The following is an 18830-nucleotide window of genomic DNA, read 5'->3' on the forward strand; positions in this document are numbered from 1 at the left end:
TCCTGTGAGTTGTCAGAGCGCGCGGCTCACGATCGTGCGGCAAAGCTCGGCCACCGCGACATGGCTTTGGCGGGGAAACCCATCGACGCTGTCGTCGACGATCCCGTGGGTTGAATTGATCAGGCCGTTGGAGACCATGGTGTCCAGCAGAAGGGTTTCTCGGTTTGGTGTGTGCAGAAGTTTGGCGTTGCCCGCACGCGCTGCCATGGCAGCAGCAATCGCGGTACAGCCCCAATTGGAACAGGCAGCCGTCACCAATACATCACAGCCTGTCACAGCGCCGATCCCACCACCGCAACCACATTGGCATGTGTCTCCGTAGGGGACATGTGCCTTCACATGGTCGGCGACCTTACCCATGCCGATTTCGTTGCCACCATCGCCAACCGCCACTACTGGAATGCCGCGCTCAAGTGCCAGATCGAACAGGAAATCGACACGCGCGCGACCCATGCCATAGTCGATACCGCGCATTGAGTGATAGACGCCAAATTCATTGCGCCCGACACGCTCGGTCGAGAACAACAGATCAGGGTTCAGCTTGGCCAGAAGGGTCTCGGCCTGCGCCTTCCCGTCCGCATCATCGGTGGCGTAGGGAAGCATAACAATCGTGGCAAGGCTTTTGTCTGCCTTCGCAATCGCCGCCTGTTCCACCGTGACGGGAAAAAGCCCGGCAGCCTGACAGGTGTTCTGGATCGCAGGCAGCAGAGTTTCCTCGCACAGCATGACGCAGGTCACATTGCGGGCCAGTACCAGCGCGCGCGCAATCGCTGCCGCACCCGAGGGGCCATCGTTTTCACCCAGATCAGGCGTGATCCAGGCCCGCGAGACCGATCCGGTAGTCAACACAACTGTTCCACCCTCTGGCACTGCCATCAGCGCATCCGCAGCCGCCCCAACCAGCGACCGGCCTTCCAGCGCACGGGCTGCCTCGAACAGGTGCTCAAGGCCGCGTTCGCCCATATCGATGTTCACAAGCTGTTCCAGTCGATTATCCAGCCGGGTGATCAAAGCCGTATCGGCCATTCACGTGTCTCCAAACAGTGTTGCCGCAAACCATTTCTTGTCGTGCAAATGCCGCGCAGTCTGGCGCATTGCCGACATCAAACAGTCAGCCACCGCCATTGCACCCCCAGCCCTCGCCACAGCACCCGATGTCGGTTTGAGCCGGATCGAGACACGCCCGCCGGGTTGCCCATGGGTGTTGACCGTGACAATCCCTTTGCTCTGCAGCATTAACATACCAATGGCCGCGGTCACCTCGGCTGGCACCAATTCTGACCTGTCGGCCCCGGCCATGCCCAGAACAATCTCCATCGCTTCCTGTTCATCGATCTTTGGACCAAGAGCCGACCGAGTGATGCGCCCTTGCCCCAGCACGCTGTCCAGCGCGTCGGCCAGGTCCTGACCATCCCGCGCCTCTTGCAGCAACAGATCGGGGGTAAATCCTTGCAGACTACGCATTGCACCCACGGCGACGGGGGCACGAGCCTCCATCCCAAGCTCACTCGCTTTCGCTTGCACAGGAACCAACGCCGCAGCCTCACCACACAGGACACCAGCGCGCGGGCCAGACAGGCCAGCCTTGTCTGCATTGGTGATAATCAAATCAGCCCCAAAGGACAGCGACGCTCCACCGCCGTACAGCACCGGGCGGAACCGCGCACCATAGGCGTCATCCAGGAACGTGACACAGCCCGCCTTGTTCCCAGCCGTAGCGGCGTCGCGGATCAGATCATCGCCAAGCATCGACAGTTCCGAGGTGACAGGCGTGATCACGAATAGCGCCGGGTTGTCTTCTGCCAGAGCCTTTTGCACTGCGTCCAGATCATGAACCTCTCGCACCGGCACGCCAGCCAGCCGTGCCCCGCGCAGAAGCGAGGCATGGCTGCGGTCGCCTGCGGCCACCAAAGAAAGCACCGGGTTGCCGCCTGAATGCGCCAACACAGTCGCCACGATCCCCGCGCTAGTGCGATTGACCACTGCCGCCGCCTCATGCCCCTGTCCACCCAGATGCGCGATAGCAGCCTTGCGCAGCTCTTCCCCGAACAGGCCAGGACCAATCCATTCCTCACACAGCAGGCTCAGATCGTCCGGTGTGGCGGGAAAAAACCGCAGGTTACCGGTACAGATAGCGATCTTGTCGATGCCTTCGCGGGCCACGAAATCTCTGGCCACGCGACCGGCCTGCGCCAACCTGCGCACCTCATCCCCCGAGCCCCGCAGCAGCGCCCCCCGAGCATATCCCACGCCCGGGTCAATTGCATTGCCGAACCGGTCCGTGCTCACGCGCCGCCCTCGATATTGATTGTGACGCATTTGCGGTATGTATATGCCTCTAGCGCTCCCTCAATCGAGTATTCGCTGCCCATACCCGACTGCTTGGTGCCCCCGTAAGACATCCCAGGGATTTGCCCGCCGCCCTGATTTACCTGAATCCAGCCTGCATCGATAGCGCGCGTCAGGCGCGTTATGCGGCTGACGTCATGGGTGAACAGGAAGGCTGCAAGACCATAGTGAGTGTCATTGGCCATAGCGATCACCTCCTCTTCGGTCTCGAAGGGGATCGCGACCATCACCGGGCCGAACACCTCTTCACGGGAGATGCGCCAATTGTTATCAACGCCGGTGATGATGGTGGGGTTCGGGCAGAAACCCGCCGGGTCTTCCGCTGGCGTTTCGCCGATCAGGAAGGTGGCCCCTTCTGCCTCAGCTTCGGCCACATAGGCGCGGATTTCACCATAGCGTTCCGCGTTAACCACCGCGCCCATATCCACGTCTGGATCCAGCGCATCACCCACTTTCAAAGCTGCCGATTTCTCGGCGACCTTCGGCATCAACTCATCCCAGATATCCTTGTGCACAAACAGGCGCGATCCGGCGGTACAACTTTGGCCCTGCCGCATGAACCGCATCGCGTTTGCCACCTGCTGCGCGGTGCTGTCCAGACGGCCATCGGCGATGGCGTCAGGGAAGACGATGGTCGGGGATTTCCCGCCCAGTTCCAGAGTAAGTTTTGCAATGCGATCAGCCGTGGCATGGCCAATTAACTTGCCCACATCGCTTGAACCGGTAAAGGACACCTTGTCGATACCCGGATGCGAAGCAAGCGCTGCACCAGCTTCCTCTCCCAACCCAGTGACCACATTAAAAACACCCGGTGGAAACAAGCCATCCGCAAGTTCAGCCAGTTTCAGGATTGCCAGGGGCGCATCTTCGGCAGGTTTCAACACCAGGCAGTTGCCGGTGGCAAGCGCCATCGAAATCTTCACCGCACCAAGCTGCAATGGAGAATTCCAGGGGATGATCGAGCCCACAACCCCATGTGGCTCGCGCGTCGAATAGCTCAGCAGTCCCGGGCCGAGCGGCAGGGTTTCGCCCTTTTGCTCAACCGCCACACCACCATAATACTTCAGAACGCCCGCCGCGCCCAATGCCTCTCCGCGTGACTGGGTTTTGATCGCATTCCCGCTTTCAGCAGCCAGCACGCGGGCGACTTCTTCGACATTTTCTTCCAGGCGACGGCCGAGTTCGGTCAACAGTTTGCCACGCTCGCTTGCCGCCAAAACGCGCCACGCTGGGAGCGCGGCACGGGCGGCTTCGACGGCCAAGTCGACCTCGGTTGACGTGCCGCGACCAACCTCGCAGATGGGTGCGCGACGCGAGGGATTTTCGACCACTAGTCGCCCTTCGGGCCAGTGCCATGCCCCGTTGATATAGCTTCCGGCCAAACCCGCTTCGGGCAGTTTCGGTTCCAGGTGTGTCGTCATCCCTGTTCTCCTTGGCAGGCTAGAGGTATTTCAGAATAAGTCGCGCCGCCTGGAGGGAGTTCAGCGGCGCAGCGACCGGGTGAGAGCTTGGATCTGACCCTAAAGCAAATCAGATCTTGGTGCGGACCACGGCCCACGCGTCGTCCAACGCGCCCTTGAACCGTTCAGTCGCAACATCAATCTCATCCTCATTGATGATCAGCGGCGGCATAAAGCTCATCCGGTCGCCAATCGCCCGCAAGTACAGACCCCGATCATGGGCAAAGTTCTGCACAAGTTCGCCCACTTTCCAAGAGGGATCGAAAGGTTCGCGGGTTTTGGCATCCTTCATCAGTTCGAAACCGCAGAACAGGCCAACACCCCGCACCTCGGCCACAAGCGGGTGATCCGCCATAGCGTGGCATTTTTCCAGGAACCGGGTCGAGACCCTGCGGACATGGCCGACCAGATCCATCTCGTCGTATATATCCAACGCCTCAAGCCCGACGGCAGCACCTACCGGGTGTCCGGCATATGTGTAGCCGTGACCGAACGTGCCAACCTCATCCGAGTTCTTCATCATGTCGGCGTAAATCTCATCCTTGAACATCAGCGCCGAGATCGGGAAAAACGCCGCCGACAGCGCTTTGGCACACGAGATCATGTCAGGCTCTAACCCCCAGGTCTGCGAGCCCCACATATTGCCGGTGCGACCAAAGCCGCAAACGACCTCGTCGGCCAGGAACTTGATGTCGTATTTACGTAGAACCGCCTGCATTTCTCGCCAATAGCCTTCGGGCGGCATCAGTGCACCACCGCCTGAGATGGCCGGTTCGGCAAAGAATGCCGCCACGGTTTCAGGGCCTTCCGCTAAAATCAGCTCTTGAAACTTGGCCGCCATTCTGGCCGAGAACTCTTCTTCGCTCTCACCGTCGATGTGGAAGCGGTAGTAGTTTGGCAATTCGGTGTGCTTGAATTCGGACAGCGGCAGGCCAAATTTGGCATGCATATGCGGTTGGCCCGACAAGGACACGGTGGCTATCGTGTTGCCATGGTAACCGCGTACGCGGCCAATGATCTTACGGCGATTGGGCTCGCCTTTGGCGGTGTTGGCGTACCACAGCAGCTTGATCGCAGTATCGTTCGCCTCGGACCCGGAACACTGGAACATTACCCGGTCCATGTCGACCGGAGCCATACCAATCAGGCGCTCACCCAATTCCGCAACACGTGGGTGCGAACGGTTGTAGAAGGTCGGTGCAAAAGGCAGAACATCCATCTGGCGTTTGGCCGCGTTGGATAGGCGCTCGTTATGGTAACCCAACGAGACGCAACCCAGCCCGGAAAACCCGTCGATGATCTCATGCCCTTCGCTGTCGTAGATGAAGACGCCCTTACCATGGGTGATCATGGTCGGGCCATTCTCGGCATGCTGACGCAAATTAGACTGCGGATGGACGTGATGCGCCTTGTCCTGTTCAATCGCGCGTCGGGCGTCAACGTTCATGGCGTATGCTCCAAAAGAAAACCTGCCGGGACTTCACCTTGTTATTGACTGAATTTCAATTTCGAAGTTTTTTGGTTTTTGTGAATATTTTTCAGGCTAAAAACACATGAAACCTCTCCTCGATCTGCGCCACCTGCAATTGATCCAAGCCATCAATGAAACTGGCCGGATCACTGATGCCGCCAAAAAGCTGGGCGTGACACCTTCGGCCCTGTCGCATCGTCTGCGAGAGGCCGAGCGCAGACTGGATGTGCCTCTGTTCACCCGAATGCACAAGAAACTGCGCCGGACGCCCGCTGCCGACTACATGGCAATCGTGGCCGAGCGCATCCTGACCGATCTGAGCCGCGCGGAAGAGGACGTGCGGCGCATGAATGCCAACGTACAACATGTCGTACGTCTGTCGGTTGAAGCCTACAGCAACTATCGCTGGCTGCCCTCGTTCATCAAGTTCATGAAGGCGCGCACCGACGGGATTGATATCCAAATCATGGCTGGCGCGCGCAGCGACCCGCTGAGCGGGCTACTAAACCGGCATCTGGACATCGCGATTACCTCTGGCACGGTCTCGCAAGCCGGGCTCAGCAGCATCAAACTGTTTGACGACCCTTTGCTTTACATCATGCCACCGTCACATCGTCTGGCGGATCACCCATATGTGGAAGGGTCTGATATCGTGGGTGAGCCATTTATCACCTATACCAAGATCCCAGAGCCTGACCGCGAATTCGCGCTGTTGTTCCGCCCGACGGACAGCTACCCGAAATGGGCTGCAACTGTCGAATTGCCCGAAGCGATTGTCGAGTTGGTTGCCTCGGATCTGGGTACCAGTGTGCTTTCGAACTGGGCGCTTCAGTCAGCGCTCAAAGAAGGCCGCATCGTTGGCGCTCAGGTTACTCGGGACGGTATTTCCGTGCCGTGGCACGCAGTATTAAGGTCAGAGGATATGGAAGATGGTGATCCGATTTTACAAATCGCCAAGTTGTTGTCGGAATGGTGCAGCCTGCCTGACTGTGGGTTTCACATAACCTGACCGCAATAGGTCTAAAGTGCGATGTCAGCTAATGACACAAGGGGTTTCTCGTTCTTGACATGACGGTCAATGAGTTTCCGTTGCTGTTTGCCCGTCGGGATGAACCCGGCAGGCTCTGGCAACACATCCGTTTGTTTCAGTTCTGGGAACAGCACGAAAATCTCTTCTCGCGCCTCAGCGCTAATCGCCTTGAGCGCTTCGGGCCCGGTAAACAGGCTCTCTGACGGCGCGCCTTCAGCAAAGATGATCTCGTGCCGGTCAAACAGCAGGTGGAAGTATTCGACTTCCTGGACAGTCTTGTCCACGTAAACCCCAGGAAGGCTTGTCAATTTGATAGCCGGGACAAGAACCTCTGGGACGCCAAACATGCGTTCGGCAATGGACGAGCGGACAAGCATTCGATGCTGCCGCGATATCAACAGATCCCTCTGCGGAAATCCGTTTCCCAGAGACCCGGCAAGAATTCGAACCGGGTATAGCTTTGGGTTGGCATGAAGCTCTGATTCAGCGACCCGCCGTCTGCCAATCCATCGCACAGGTTGAGGTCCATGTTGACGTGTAAGGACCAGATCCGACAGTGTAATCTGTTCGACCCGCTCTGGCCCGGTCGTCGTTGAAATCAATGTTGACCCGGTGAAACAAGGTACCAGACTGCTCTCATCGACAGGCGGCTGTCCCGAAGACCCTGGCCCTTCTGCGGATGAGATAACCTCAAGCGGCACTCCGCGCGGTGGGAAACTACCAACAAAGGCCACACCTTCGGTGGTGCCAAACGAAGGAGAGGAATTGTTAATGTTGACACCAAGAACCTGATAGGTTTGCCCGGTGCTGTTGTCACGCAGCGTGATGCTGTATTCAGCCTCGATACGCGTCCCATCGGCATAGGTCGTACCATCAAAGCTCTGAGCACCGTTTAAGCGCTGGTTCCCGTCATTGTCGTCAAAATCGGAGTCCGATCCGGCGTCTGACACGTTTAGATCCGTCAGCGGGCCATTGCCGATCGTTATAAATTGACCGACAAGGTTTGACCCATCACCCTGGGTGATACCGCTCAGGCTTTCACCTCCAGTGATCGAGACCTGGCTGGCAGCCAAAGCGTGTACGATATAGTCAGCCATGTCCCCTCAGCTCACTTGCGGAACGCTTTTTCAGGCTAAAGGATTGTCGGCTTCTTGCAAACAGGCACAACAGATAAACATTGACGGATTCGCTATTGACGGACATTTCGCCCAAAGCAGCGCTACGTGAAAAGAGTTACAATCCACGGTCTGGTATGCTGCGGGCAAGCACATTCTCCAGCGCCTCAGCGGCAGCCTCCAGATTAGTGCAGGCAATGACCCCGATCTCGGTCAGCTGATCGGTCACATCCACAGGCAGGCTTGTATTCGTGCCTTCTGGTATCTCGTTCAACCGACCGCCGATCAGAACCGGCACATCCAACCCGGCCTCTTCCAACTTTTGCAACAGTGTTTTTGAGTACCGCAACGCCACGCCATTATACGTGCTAAGTGCAATGGCATCGGCCGCGTTTTGTTTGACCAAGGCCACAATGTGATCCGGGTCGCTTGAAACGCCACCATCTATGACAACAAATCCTGCTTTGCCGAACACCAGATCCAAAAGCATCTTCCCATGCTCGTGCACATCTGTGGTTGCAGTCAGAATACGGGCAGAAGACTTGGCCAAATGGGCCACTGCCCGACCGGCTTCAGAGGACATGAAACGCGCGGCGGCTTCTTCTAGTTCGCGATATGTTGTAGCGCTTACAATGGGGGTTCTGCGACGCGGCGCATCTGGCCTTTCTTCACCTCCGCCAAAGGCTTGCTCCAAAGCGCGCCCACCGATGCGACGCAGGGCCAGCAGCATCTCAAAGGGATCGTCTGTATTGATGCCACCTTTTGACAATCCAGCAAGAACCCGATCTGCAAAACGCTGACCTTCGCGTAGCAGCATATCGCTGATCCGATCAATCTCAGTCATGTCAAACAGGGGCAGATACCCCTCTGCCAGCTCGGTCAACCTGCTCAAATGACATTGTGCGTCGCAAATCTCGGTCACGTCGGGGATGCGCTCATTCTCGCTTACTGGAACCGGGTTCAGCGCGTGCCCGCTTGGTCGCAACCGCTGCGCCACAATATCGGACAAAAGATACGAGGACAGCCCTGCATAGTTTTCGGCACGCGATCCTTTGTAAAGCACCGTTGCGCCATAGATCTGCGACCCCGGAACCCCATCGCTGATCTGCGCCAAGGCGCGTTGAAATGCCAGACGCGTCAGGGGTTCGGTAAAGTGATGGCCATAGCAAACAGCATAAGGCGCGCCGATCAGCCCGGTTACAATGTGCTTCTCAAGCAAAGCCTGACCCAAGACCGAGGTCAGGTCCTCGAATATTGCGGCGTATCCGTCATCCAGATTTGAGTGCACCAATACAGGAACAGGTTGCGCGGCAATCAGGCCAAGCGCCTTAACGGTAGCTTTTGTGGTCTCTATATCGTCTTGGTAGCCCGGCAGACGAAACGTGAAATACTGCCCCAGATTGCCGATCGTTGTGGCCCCAGCCGCAAGTGCAGCGCATGTGTTTTCCAGAGCTGCCGGAAACCCCAGCATGAAATCACCGAAATGCATCGCCGCGGGGCTGGCTTGTGTAAGACGCGCAAACGCGTCCGCGTCCTTTAGGATAACACCTGTTCCACGCACGTTTTCGGTTCTTTGATGTCTCGGAAACCCCATCGACCAATCCAGACACATACCAAAGCGATCAACCCGTGCACCGCGCTGGGCGCAGGTATCATACACCCTTCGGATGGCATCAATACTGTGGGACACGTCCCGAAATCCAAGATGCGCATGCTGCATAACCTGCCCGGACCGGATCATGGACTTCTTGTAGTCAATCTCGTTCTTGTACCCGGTCGCGACCTGGAAAGCACTGCTGCCGACACGCCAGTCCGACACCATTTTTTTACCACAGCTCAACAGCTCTGGGCCGCTGATCAGGTCCTGCTCTGGCAGAAGCGCCGCTCTGTCAATTCTGAGGTTTCGATCGTCCATTTCGCCACAATGGCCAATTCAGTGCAGCAGGCAAGTCTATTAACCCCAGCGATTTCCGGTGACGAAGGCACCTAGATACTCTCCCAAGGGAAACTGTCCAACCGTTCAATCCCTGTTTCGGTTACCAGCACCTGAGTTTCCAGTTTGACACTTTCCGAGCCCTCTTCCCCAACAAGACTTTCGACGCAGACGACCATTCCCGGCTCGATTACGCCCGACATGGCGGTCTCATCGAAATCGACATGCAACGGGATGACAGGCCATTCATCTGCCATGCCCACGCCATGGACCGCCAGCGAATATCGATAGTCAACATGCCGTTCAGGAATGCGCCAGCTTCTTTCGTTAAACTCGGCAAATGTCATCCCCGGCTTCAACACATCCAGGTTATGGTAGATCTGATCCACAGCCGTCGCATAGATCCGCCGCTGCGTATCCGTCATCGGGGTATAACCACAGGTCCAACTGCGGCTGAGGTCCGCGCAGTAACCGTACGGGCCAATCATATCTGTATCAAACGATATCATTTCACCCAATCGGCATACCCGGTCCGAACATTCTTTGTACCAAGGGTTTGTATTAGGACCGCAGGTCAAAAGCTTGGTTTCAAGCCAATCTCCGCCCGAACGTGCATTCTCAAAATGAAGATGGGCCCATAGCTCGCGTTCGGTTACGCCGGGAACTGAATGTTCGTAGATACGTGCCATCCCAGCTTCGCAGACGCGAATGGTCCAACGCATCAGTTCGATTTCGTCAGGGGACTTGATCGAGCGCGCGCGCTCCGTCAATTCACCCCCTTCCACGAAAGTTAGACCGCGCTTTTGAAGCGCGTGAAGTCCCGGGCCGTCCAGCCTGTCTGCAGCAAAGCGGCGATTGCCACCACCATGTTGGCGGATTACGTCAGCTATTTCATCAGCCCAACCTTCAACGCCAACAGGGGCTTTGTCGCCCTTTGTCATGAACATCCATGACACGGCGGTTCGAATTTCGTCGATACCGGGCAAACCATTGTTCAGGTGTTCACAGCCCTTGAACTCCCACAGGATTGCTGGGCCGCCCGCCAGGATCATCGCATAACGAACCGGATTGTGGCCCGTCCAAATCTGCATGTTCGAGCTGTCGACCGCATAGCGGATATTAATCGGATCATAGAGCAACAGACCTGCCACATCATGCTGTGCCATCTGCTGTCGCAATCGGGCCAATCGATAGGCACGGGCCGCATCCAGAGTGGCCTGTGGGACTGGGCTGATCAGCGGCTTATCCGCACCGTCGCGGTTCAGGTAGGTTAGCTTGCGCTCATCCTTGAAGGCAGGGCGCACCTGAGTCATGACACGGAACGCCCATAGAAACCAATTTGTTCTTCGGCGGAAAAATAAACGCCAGGGGTCTCATAAAACGAGAAAATCGCGATCACGCGTTCGGTGTCGCCTTGAACAGGTACAACACGGTGCGGTGTATTCACCCCACGGAACACATTAAGCGCGCCGGGCAACGGCATGATCCGTTTTACTTCCGGGTCCTTCCCGGCCAGAACAGCGACAACACCTTCATAGTTTTGGTCATCCGGCGTGCGCAGGTCTTTGCGATACTCAAGCTCACCGCCCACCTCAGGGGCCTGCAACAAGATCGTCGTCGTGAATTCCGAGCGGTCGAAATGCCAGTTCAACCCTTCGCCATCCCGTGTTGCCTGCACGTTCACACGCGCCATGGGGTCATCCATCTGATACAGCTTTTCTTTGCCCATTGTTGCAGCCAGAAAGTCGGCGAAGGGTTGCCATTCGTATACATCGATCACCGGGTTGCCCTCTAGCTGATCGGCGCACAGTGTATGGTTGACAGTCTGCGATTTGACCATCGCCGGATGCGCATCGTCGATGCCGGGCATATCATCTTTGAAGTAGACGTTGTGTTTACGCGCATGCCTGAATGAGACTGTGTCCAACGCGGGTTTCGCCGCATCTGCAGCTTGCTGTGCGATGCCAGGCTTAAAAAATCCTGGCAGGTTGAACATGCCGTCAGATGCCAGGTCTGCCCGACACTTTTTCACCAGTTTCTCGTATTCCCGGCTGTCAGGTCTGTGCAAAGGGTATTTTTCAAGATCCAGCAAGTGCTTCATCGCGCGTCCTCCTTTACTTCATTGAAGTTCAGTTTATGACAAAAGCAACCAGGAAAATTATTGGGTATCATAAGTTTTACTATGGGCTATGGGCACACTCTTCCGCCTCTGACCGCGTTGCGCGCCTTTGAAGCCGCAGCCCGATGTGGCAGTTTCGTATTGGCTGGGAAAGAACTGAGCGTCAGCTCGGCCGCGATCAGTTTACAGATCAAAACCCTTGAGGATCATCTCGGCAAAAAACTGTTCGTCCGCAAAGGCAACCGGATTTCGCTGACGGATGCGGGTGAAATGATGTACCCCAAGCTCGCTCGTGCCTTTGAGGAAATGTCTGAAGCCGCTCGGATCGTACGCAGCGATACGTCAACCCGGCAGTTGGTTGTCAGCGTGCTGCCGGCATTGGCTGAGTTGTGGTTTCTGCCCAAAGCCATCACGTTTACCGAAGAAACCGGAATATCGCTGGATGTTCGCGTTCAGGAAGACCCGATCGACTTTGAACGTGAAGCCATCGACATACGTCTGACCTATGGCTCGGCGCTTTATCCGGGTTACCGGGAAACTCGCCTGTTTTCAGATGTTGCGATACCGGTCTGCGCCCCCTGGTTCTGTGAAGCATATCCCAACATGGATGAAGCACTGACAAATGTCCCGGACAACAAATTCATCCACAACAAATGGGGCTCAAACTATGCAAGCGAGCCACTTTGGTCGGATTGGAGGCGCCAGGTCGAGTCTGATGCAACGCCGTTTTCTGATGCGGGTTTGACGATCAACGATTTGACCTTCGCCATCGCAACAGCCAAGCGGGGGGCCGGTATCGCGCTGGTGCCTTCCGTCCTGGCCAAAACGGACCTTGCATCGGGGCTACTCGTTATCCCGTCGAAACATGCCTTGAAAATGAAAAAGGACTATGTTTGCGTGATCCCGCATGCGCGTTTCGATACCTCTGCCGTCCGTCAGTTCAGCGCGCATCTGGCACTGAATTGGGCATGAGCGAGCACCGGCACACCGCTAGTTAATCAACGCTTGATCGCTTAGATGATGGTCTTTGCCCAGGGCAAGTCCCTGAGTATTTGTTTCGAATGTCACGTTCATAGCGCACAAAGGCAGAGGCTGCTCAGCGCGGCTGACCACCGATTGCCAATGTAATTTCGTGCGCCGCCTCAAGGACCATTTCGCCGAAGTAAGCAGCGTTCGCTTTGTTGATCCGCGCAGTGGGGCCAGAGACGGAAATACCCGCACATGCAACGCCAAATTGGTTTTGAATTGCCGCTCCGGTGCAGGACATTCCCTCGTAACGCTCCTCATCATCAAAGGACCAACCGCGTTGTCGGATCAGTGTAAGATCTTCAAACAGAGACGCCGTCGATCTATGCGTGCGATCTGTGTAAGGCTCAAACGTAAGGTCCGACGTCAGCCTGCCCAAGGCATCCTGGCTAAGCTCGGCCAGCAATGCCTTTCCGGTCCCCGACGCGTACATCGGCGTCCGCGCGCCGGGCGGGAAAAAGGCCCTGATCGGATTGCTGGTTTCGATCTGATTGACGAATACCACATGGCTTCCATCTGGCATTGCCATATTCGCCGTCTCACCCGAGTCGCGCATAAGCCTGCGCAGGATCGGTCGACCAATCTCAACCACGCTGTTGCGGTTCAGATAAGACGCACCAGTCCGATACGCCTCGATCCCGATCATCCATTCCTGGCGTTGCTCATCAAAACTGACATAGCCGCGGTTGGACAGCGTCGTCAGTATGCGATGCGTCGTAGCCGTTGGCACGCCCGTCTCGCGACTGAGGTCGCTCAGCGTGCAGCGTTCCAGCGTCGCCAGGGTCGTCAATGTCTCCAAAGCCCGGTCCAGGGATTGCAGTGTTCCGGCTGAACTTTCCTTGAACAGTGACTTGGGCCTGCCGCGCGGCTTTTTATGATTCTCCATGGGGATTTTCCTATGTGGTCCACAGCTCGCTTTTAGGCTTCGCTGCAGAATTTTTCAAATTTGAAAAATTTCCTCTCCAAAGTGAAAAACGATCTTACCCATGTGTTTCAATGCGCTAGGTAATTTTTTCGCTATGTGAAAAACATTTTCGAGAAAATTGCAAACCCCAAGCATTGGTAACATCATATTACCAAAGAGGAGGGGCAAGCCATGTCTCAACAAAACCCAGTTTTTATTCCGGGGCCCACAAATATCCCCGATCGTCTGCGTCTTGCGATGCAGGTTCAGACGCAAGACCATCGTGCGCCCGATTTTGTTGAAACGTTTGCCCCTGTGTTGGAAGACACCAAGCGGGTATTTGGGACAACCTCGGGCCAGGTCATTACCTTCCCGGCCAGCGGGACAGGCGGTTGGGAGGCCGCGATGACCAATACGCTCAGCCCTGGCGATGCCGTCCTCGTGGCGCGCTATGGCATGTTCAGCCATCGCTGGATCGACCTGTGTCAGCGTCACGGGCTGGATGTCCGGATCATCGAATGCCCATGGGGCAGCGGTGCTCCGGCGAACAAGTTCGCCGAGGCTCTGGCCGCCGACAAGGCCCATGAGATAAAGGCGGTTTTGGTCACCCATAATGAGACGGCGACTGGCGTACGTTCGGATATTGCAGCGGTACGTAGGGCAATGGATGCCAGCACTCATCCGGCGATGCTGTTTGTAGATTGCGTCAGCTCGCTGGCCTCGATGCCCTTCGCGTTTGACGACTGGGGCGTTGATATCGCGGTCTCGGGCTCGCAGAAGGGCTTCATGCTGGCCACCGGAATGGCGATCTTGTGTGTCAGCCCCAAGGCGCTGGCGGCGATGGAGACGGCACAACTGCCGCGCACCTTCTTTGACTTCCGCGACATGATGAATGCCAACGCGTCGGGCGGCTTTCCCTATACCCCGCCGCTGCAGCTGATCTATGGCATGCGCGAAAGCCTGAAAATGCTGTTCGAGGAAGGCTTGGACAATGTCTATGCCCGCCACTTCCGTCTCGCCGAAGGTGTGCGCAAGGCCACCTCGGCCTGGGGGTTGGAGCTGGTGGCGCAGTCGCCGGATCTCTACTCTGACACCGTCAGCGCGATCTATGTACCCGACGGCTTCGACAGCAATGCGCTGACGGATCATGCCTTCAACACATATGGTGTCAGCTTTGGCATCGGGTTGGGCGAGATGAACGGCAAGGCCTTCCGCATCGGCCATCTGGGCAGCCTGACGGACGTGATGGTTCTGTCCGGTCTGGCCACGATCGAAATGGCCATGGCCGATCTGGACTATCCGATCGAGCTGGGCCGCGGCGTGGCCGCAGCGCAGGAATACTTCCGCGCGGGCCGTGCCACACCCATGCAATCTGCAGCGTAAGGAGGCTCTGATGTTGGATGCAATGACCACAGCCGATTGCCTGACCATCGCCGATATGCGCGAGGCGCATGAGCGGATCAAACCCCATATCAACCGCACCCCGGTGTTGCGGTCGGAGTATCTGGACGATCTGACCGGCGCGCAGCTGTTCTTCAAATGCGAGAACTTCCAGGAGGCGGGCGCTTTCAAAGTGCGCGGGGCCTGCAATGCGGTCTTTGGCCTGAATGACGAGGCCGCCGAGCGCGGCGTCTGCACGCATTCTTCCGGCAACCATGCGCTCAGCCTGTCTTATGCGGCGGGCCGCCGGGGCATTCCCTGCAACGTGGTGATGCCGCGCACGGCACCGCAGGCCAAGAAGGACGCGGTGCGCCGCTATGGCGGGATCATCACCGAATGCGAGCCCTCGACCACCTCGCGCGAGGTGGTGTTTGCCGAGGTGCAGGCCCGCACAGGCGGCGAGTTCGTGCACCCGTATAACGACCCGCGCGTGATTGCGGGGCAGGCGACCTGTTCGGCGGAGCTGCTGGAACAGACCGACGGGCTGGACGCGGTGGTTGCGCCCATCGGCGGCGGTGGCATGATCTCGGGCACCTGCCTGACCCTGTCGAACCTGGCGCCCGAGGTGCAGATCTATGCCTCGGAACCGGAACAGGCCGATGACGCCTATCGCAGCTTCAAGGCTGGTCACATCATCGCCGACGACGCACCGATCACCATCGCCGACGGGCTGAAAGTGCCGCTGAAAGAAAACACCTGGCACTTTGTGTCGAACTTTGTGCGCGACATCCACACCGCCAGCGAAGACGAGATCATCGCCGCGATGAAGATCACCTGGAAATACCTGCGCATCGTGATGGAGCCCAGCTGCGCCGTTCCGCTGGCGACGATCCTGAAACACCCCGAGGTGTTCAAAGGCCAACGCGTCGGCGTGATCATCACGGGTGGCAACGTGGATCTGGACAAATTGCCCTGGACCCAGGGCTGAGGAGGAAGTGAGATGAATATGCCTGTGAATATCGACCAGCTTGAGGTTGGCTATGACATCCCCGCCGCCATCGGCATGGACGCATCCGAGATTCAAACCCCGGCTCTGGTGCTGGATCTGGACGCGCTGGAGCGCAACATCAAGAAGATGGGCGATTATGCCAAGGCCCACGGCATGCGTCACCGGGTGCATGGCAAGATGCACAAATCTGTCGACGTGGCGCAGCTGCAGGTCGAGCTGGGCGGGGCCTGTGGCATTTGCTGCCAAAAGGTCTCAGAGGCCGAGGTCTTTGCCCGTGGCGGCATCAAGGATGTGCTTGTGTCTAATCAGGTGCGCGACCCGGCCAAGATCGACCGTCTGGCGCGGATGCCCAAGCTGGGCGCGCGCACGATCTGCTGCGTTGACGATATCGACAATGTCGCCGATCTGTCCGAGGCCGCGCAGCACCACGGCACCCAGATCGAATGTCTGGTCGAGATCGACTGCGGCGCGGGTCGATGCGGCGTAACCACCACGCCAGAAGTGATCGCGATTGCCAAGGCCATCGACGCGGCCCCGGGGCTGAAGTTTGCGGGCATCCAGGCCTATCAGGGCGCGATGCAGCACATGGATCTGTATGAGGACCGCAAAGCCAAGATCGACATCGCCGTGGCGCAAGTCAAAGACGCCGTGGGCGGGCTGGCCGCCGAAGGGCTGGACTGTGACATCGTCGGCGGCGGCGGTACCGGGTCTTATTACTTCGAGAGCACTTCGGGCGTGTATAACGAACTGCAATGCGGCTCCTACGCCTTCATGGATGCCGATTATGGCCGCATCCTGGATGAAAACGGCAACCGCATCGACCGGGGAGAGTGGGAGAACGCCTTCTTCATCCTCACCAGCGTCATGAGCCATGCCAAGGCCGACAAGGCCATCGTGGATGCCGGTCTCAAGGCCCAATCCGTGGACAGCGGCCTGCCGGTGATCTTCGGGCGCACGGATGTGGAATATGTCAAATGCTCGGACGAGCACGGCGTGGTCGCCGACCCCGACGGTGTTCTCAAGGTCAATGACAAGCTTCATCTGGTGCCCGGTCACTGTGACCCGACCGCCAATGTGCATGATTGGTATGTGGGTGTTCGGAACGGCAAAGTTGAAGCGCTTTGGCCGGTCTCCGCGCGCGGCAAGGCTTACTAGCCGCCGCACATGCGTCCCGGGCGGCAGTTATCCCTTCCCCTGCCGCCCGGACCTGCACCCCAAAGCTCAAGGAAAAGGTCATGAAAGATATGACAGACAAACCCCTGCTGATCGTTGGAGAAGACCTCTGCCAGCAACTGGTCGGACGCCGCGAGGCCTTCGACGCGGTTCAGGACGTCTTTGCCGCCATGGCGCGTGGCGACGCCTATAACTTCCCCGTCATTCGTGAGGCAATCGGATATGCTGATGCGCTTTATGGCTTCAAATCCGGCTTTGACCGAGCCGGTCAAGTGCTGGGTGTCAAATCCGGCGGCTACTGGCCCGGCAACATGGACAAGGGCTTGACCAATCACCAGTCCACCGTCTTCCTGTTCGACCCCGATACCGGACGGCTCTCGGCACTGGTCGGCGGCAATTACCTGACCGCCGTGCGCACCGCTGCATCCTCGGCCGTGTCGATTGCCCATCTGGCGCGCAAGGATGCCAAGGTGCTGGGCATGGTCGGCGCAGGCCACCAGTCGACCTTCCAGCTGCGCGCCGCCGCCGAGCAGCGCGACTTTGAAAAAGTCGTCGCCTGGAACCCACACCCCGAGATGCTGCCCCGCCTGGGCGCGGTCGCAACCGAGCTGGGTCTGGAGTTCGAGGCCGTCAGCCCAGAGGACCTGGGTGCACAGGCGGATGTCATCATCACCATCACCTCGGCCTTCGAGCCACTGCTGATGAAAGACTGGATCAAACCCGGCACCCACCTAGCCTGCATGGGCACCGACACCAAAGGCAAACAAGAGGTCGACGCCGCGCTGGTCGCAGCCGCCACAGTCTTCACCGACGAGGTCGCACAGTCCATCACCATCGGCGAGGCCCAGCACGCTATTAAGGACGGCACTCTTGCCGAAGACCGGATCACCTCAATAGGTGCGGTCATCAACAATGATCATCCCGGAAGAACTTCCGAAAACGAAGTCACCCTTTTCGATGGCACTGGCGTCGGACTACAAGACCTCGCCGTCGCCAATGTCGCAGCTCGGATGGCGGAAGAGACAGGAAACGTAACACGCGTGGTACTTTGAAATAGGCCCGATTACGCCTCTTCAGCCGCGCGTTTCGAGGCGATCATGTCCAAAAGTTGTTCTTTGGTTCGCCGTATGTGGCGGACCAAAACATCGCAGGCTTCATCAGTTTTGCCTTCTTGCGCCAACTGCAGCAGGTCGCGGTGGTCCTTCTTTGCCGGTTCACGCTGTTTCATCACACTCAGATGCATACGAACATAACGGTCAGATTGAAGATTGATGCGGTCCAACAATTCATTGGTCAGTTTACGTTGCGAGGCGGCGTAAAGCGCCGAATGGTATTTGTAATTCAAAATGCCCCACTTACCCACGTCGTTTTCGTCATAAGACGCTTCCATCTGGGTCAAAATCTCATCGCACCGCGCGAAATCAGCGGATGTCATATTCGGAATGGCACGGCGAAACAGATCCACTTCGATCAGGATGCGCAAATCGAAAATCTCGCCTATTTCACTGAGGGAATGCTTGGTGACTGAACCGCCTCGGTTGTTGGCCCATTGCACCAGACCTTCGGCATTCAGACGTTTAAGCGCTTCACGGATCGGCATCCGTGAAACATCATATTCTTCGGCCAGAGCTTCTTGCCGGATCGTTTCACCCTCGGAGAGATCACCGCTCAGGATGCGTTCACGCAGGTCATTTGCAATAACCTCCGGTAAGCTCTGCTTGGTGATTGCGCGTTTACCTGCCATTTCAGATTTTGCCCTGCAGTATTTCAGATAGGGGTACCCATTTTTTGCAGCCTCTCCAAGCCGAACCAAAGAACTGGCATCGGCGGGACGAATCCGCGTGAACGGATACGGGATCGG

16 protein-coding genes are annotated in these 18830 nt (G+C 57.5%); 6 read left to right on the forward strand and 10 right to left on the reverse strand.

All coding sequences use genetic code 11. The annotated features are described in order from the left end of the window. Nucleotides 1-12 precede the first annotated feature (12 nt). From I9187_RS08925 to I9187_RS08940, 4 genes are all read right to left on the reverse strand, one after another. Nucleotides 13-1026 carry a glutamate cyclase domain-containing protein gene (locus I9187_RS08925; RefSeq protein ID WP_209509390.1) on the reverse strand — a complete coding sequence of 338 codons (1014 nt, stop codon included), beginning with the start codon at nt 1024-1026 and terminating at the stop codon, nt 13-15. After that, nucleotides 1027-2289, reverse strand: coding sequence for an aminotransferase class I/II-fold pyridoxal phosphate-dependent enzyme (locus tag I9187_RS08930; protein ID WP_171176585.1), 1263 nt, complete (start codon nt 2287-2289; stop codon nt 1027-1029). Further along, nucleotides 2286-3770: an aldehyde dehydrogenase family protein gene (locus I9187_RS08935; protein WP_171176583.1), complete on the reverse strand. Its 1485-nt coding sequence runs from the start codon at nt 3768-3770 to the stop codon at nt 2286-2288. Before I9187_RS08935 ends, I9187_RS08930 begins: the two co-directional genes overlap by 4 nt. Nucleotides 3771-3879: 109 nt before the next feature. Then, nucleotides 3880-5256 carry an aminotransferase gene (locus tag I9187_RS08940; protein ID WP_171176581.1) on the reverse strand — a complete coding sequence of 459 codons (1377 nt, stop codon included), beginning with the start codon at nt 5254-5256 and terminating at the stop codon, nt 3880-3882. A 106-nt stretch (nt 5257-5362) separates the two neighbouring features. Between I9187_RS08940 and I9187_RS08945 the strand changes: the two genes are divergently transcribed. Next, entirely contained in the window at nt 5363-6289 is a 927-nt protein-coding gene (locus I9187_RS08945; RefSeq protein ID WP_171176579.1) for a LysR family transcriptional regulator, read from the forward strand. A gap of 11 nt (nt 6290-6300) precedes the next feature. On the opposite strand, the gene I9187_RS08950 is transcribed toward I9187_RS08945, so the two are convergent. The 4 genes from I9187_RS08950 to I9187_RS08965 all read right to left on the reverse strand — a co-directional run bounded on the left by I9187_RS08950 (nt 6301) and on the right by I9187_RS08965 (nt 11459). Next, nucleotides 6301-7407: a Hint domain-containing protein gene (locus tag I9187_RS08950; protein ID WP_171176577.1), complete on the reverse strand. Its 1107-nt coding sequence runs from the start codon at nt 7405-7407 to the stop codon at nt 6301-6303. Between the two features lie 136 nt (nt 7408-7543). Then, nucleotides 7544-9340 carry a cobalamin-dependent protein gene (locus tag I9187_RS08955; RefSeq protein ID WP_171176575.1) on the reverse strand — a complete coding sequence of 599 codons (1797 nt, stop codon included), beginning with the start codon at nt 9338-9340 and terminating at the stop codon, nt 7544-7546. A gap of 71 nt (nt 9341-9411) precedes the next feature. Beyond that, on the reverse strand, nt 9412-10671 hold the full coding sequence (locus I9187_RS08960) for a Xaa-Pro peptidase family protein (protein WP_171176573.1): 1260 nt from the start codon (nt 10669-10671) through the stop codon (nt 9412-9414). Beyond that, a complete protein-coding gene (locus I9187_RS08965) occupies nt 10668-11459 on the reverse strand; it encodes a 2OG-Fe(II) oxygenase (protein ID WP_171176572.1) in 792 nt (263 codons plus the stop codon). Before I9187_RS08965 ends, I9187_RS08960 begins: the two co-directional genes overlap by 4 nt. 60 nt (nt 11460-11519) lie before the next feature. Here I9187_RS08965 and I9187_RS08970 point away from each other — a divergent pair, with 60 nt between their 5' ends. Next, nucleotides 11520-12449, forward strand: a complete 930-nt coding sequence (locus tag I9187_RS08970) for a LysR family transcriptional regulator (RefSeq protein ID WP_171238019.1) — start codon at nt 11520-11522, stop codon at nt 12447-12449. Between the two features lie 124 nt (nt 12450-12573). On the opposite strand, the gene I9187_RS08975 is transcribed toward I9187_RS08970, so the two are convergent. Further along, on the reverse strand, nt 12574-13389 hold the full coding sequence (locus I9187_RS08975; RefSeq protein WP_171176568.1) for an IclR family transcriptional regulator: 816 nt from the start codon (nt 13387-13389) through the stop codon (nt 12574-12576). Nucleotides 13390-13599: 210 nt separating this feature from the next. On the opposite strand from I9187_RS08975, the gene bhcA reads away from it, so the two are divergent. From bhcA to bhcD, 4 genes are all read left to right on the forward strand, one after another. After that, nucleotides 13600-14790, forward strand: coding sequence for an L-aspartate--glyoxylate aminotransferase BhcA (bhcA, locus tag I9187_RS08980; protein ID WP_171238018.1), 1191 nt, complete (start codon nt 13600-13602; stop codon nt 14788-14790). 10 nt (nt 14791-14800) lie between these two features. Then, complete coding sequence (gene bhcB / locus I9187_RS08985) at nt 14801-15775, forward strand: beta-hydroxyaspartate dehydratase BhcB (RefSeq protein WP_171238017.1); 975 nt, start codon at nt 14801-14803, stop codon at nt 15773-15775. Between the two features lie 12 nt (nt 15776-15787). Beyond that, entirely contained in the window at nt 15788-16951 is a 1164-nt protein-coding gene (bhcC, locus tag I9187_RS08990) for a 3-hydroxy-D-aspartate aldolase BhcC (protein WP_171176562.1), read from the forward strand. Nucleotides 16952-17031: 80 nt separating this feature from the next. Continuing rightward, the gene (bhcD, locus tag I9187_RS08995) at nt 17032-18021 is read left to right on the forward strand and encodes an iminosuccinate reductase BhcD (protein WP_171176561.1); all 990 of its coding nucleotides are present in this window, start codon (nt 17032-17034) and stop codon (nt 18019-18021) included. Nucleotides 18022-18032: 11 nt separating this feature from the next. Here bhcD and I9187_RS09000 read toward each other — a convergent pair whose 3' ends face one another. Then, nucleotides 18033-18713, reverse strand: coding sequence for a GntR family transcriptional regulator (locus tag I9187_RS09000; protein WP_171176559.1), 681 nt, complete (start codon nt 18711-18713; stop codon nt 18033-18035). Nucleotides 18714-18830: the final 117 nt, after the last annotated feature.

This window comes from Ruegeria sp. HKCCE4148 (genome assembly GCF_017872495.1).
Taxonomy (GTDB): domain Bacteria; phylum Pseudomonadota; class Alphaproteobacteria; order Rhodobacterales; family Rhodobacteraceae; genus Ruegeria.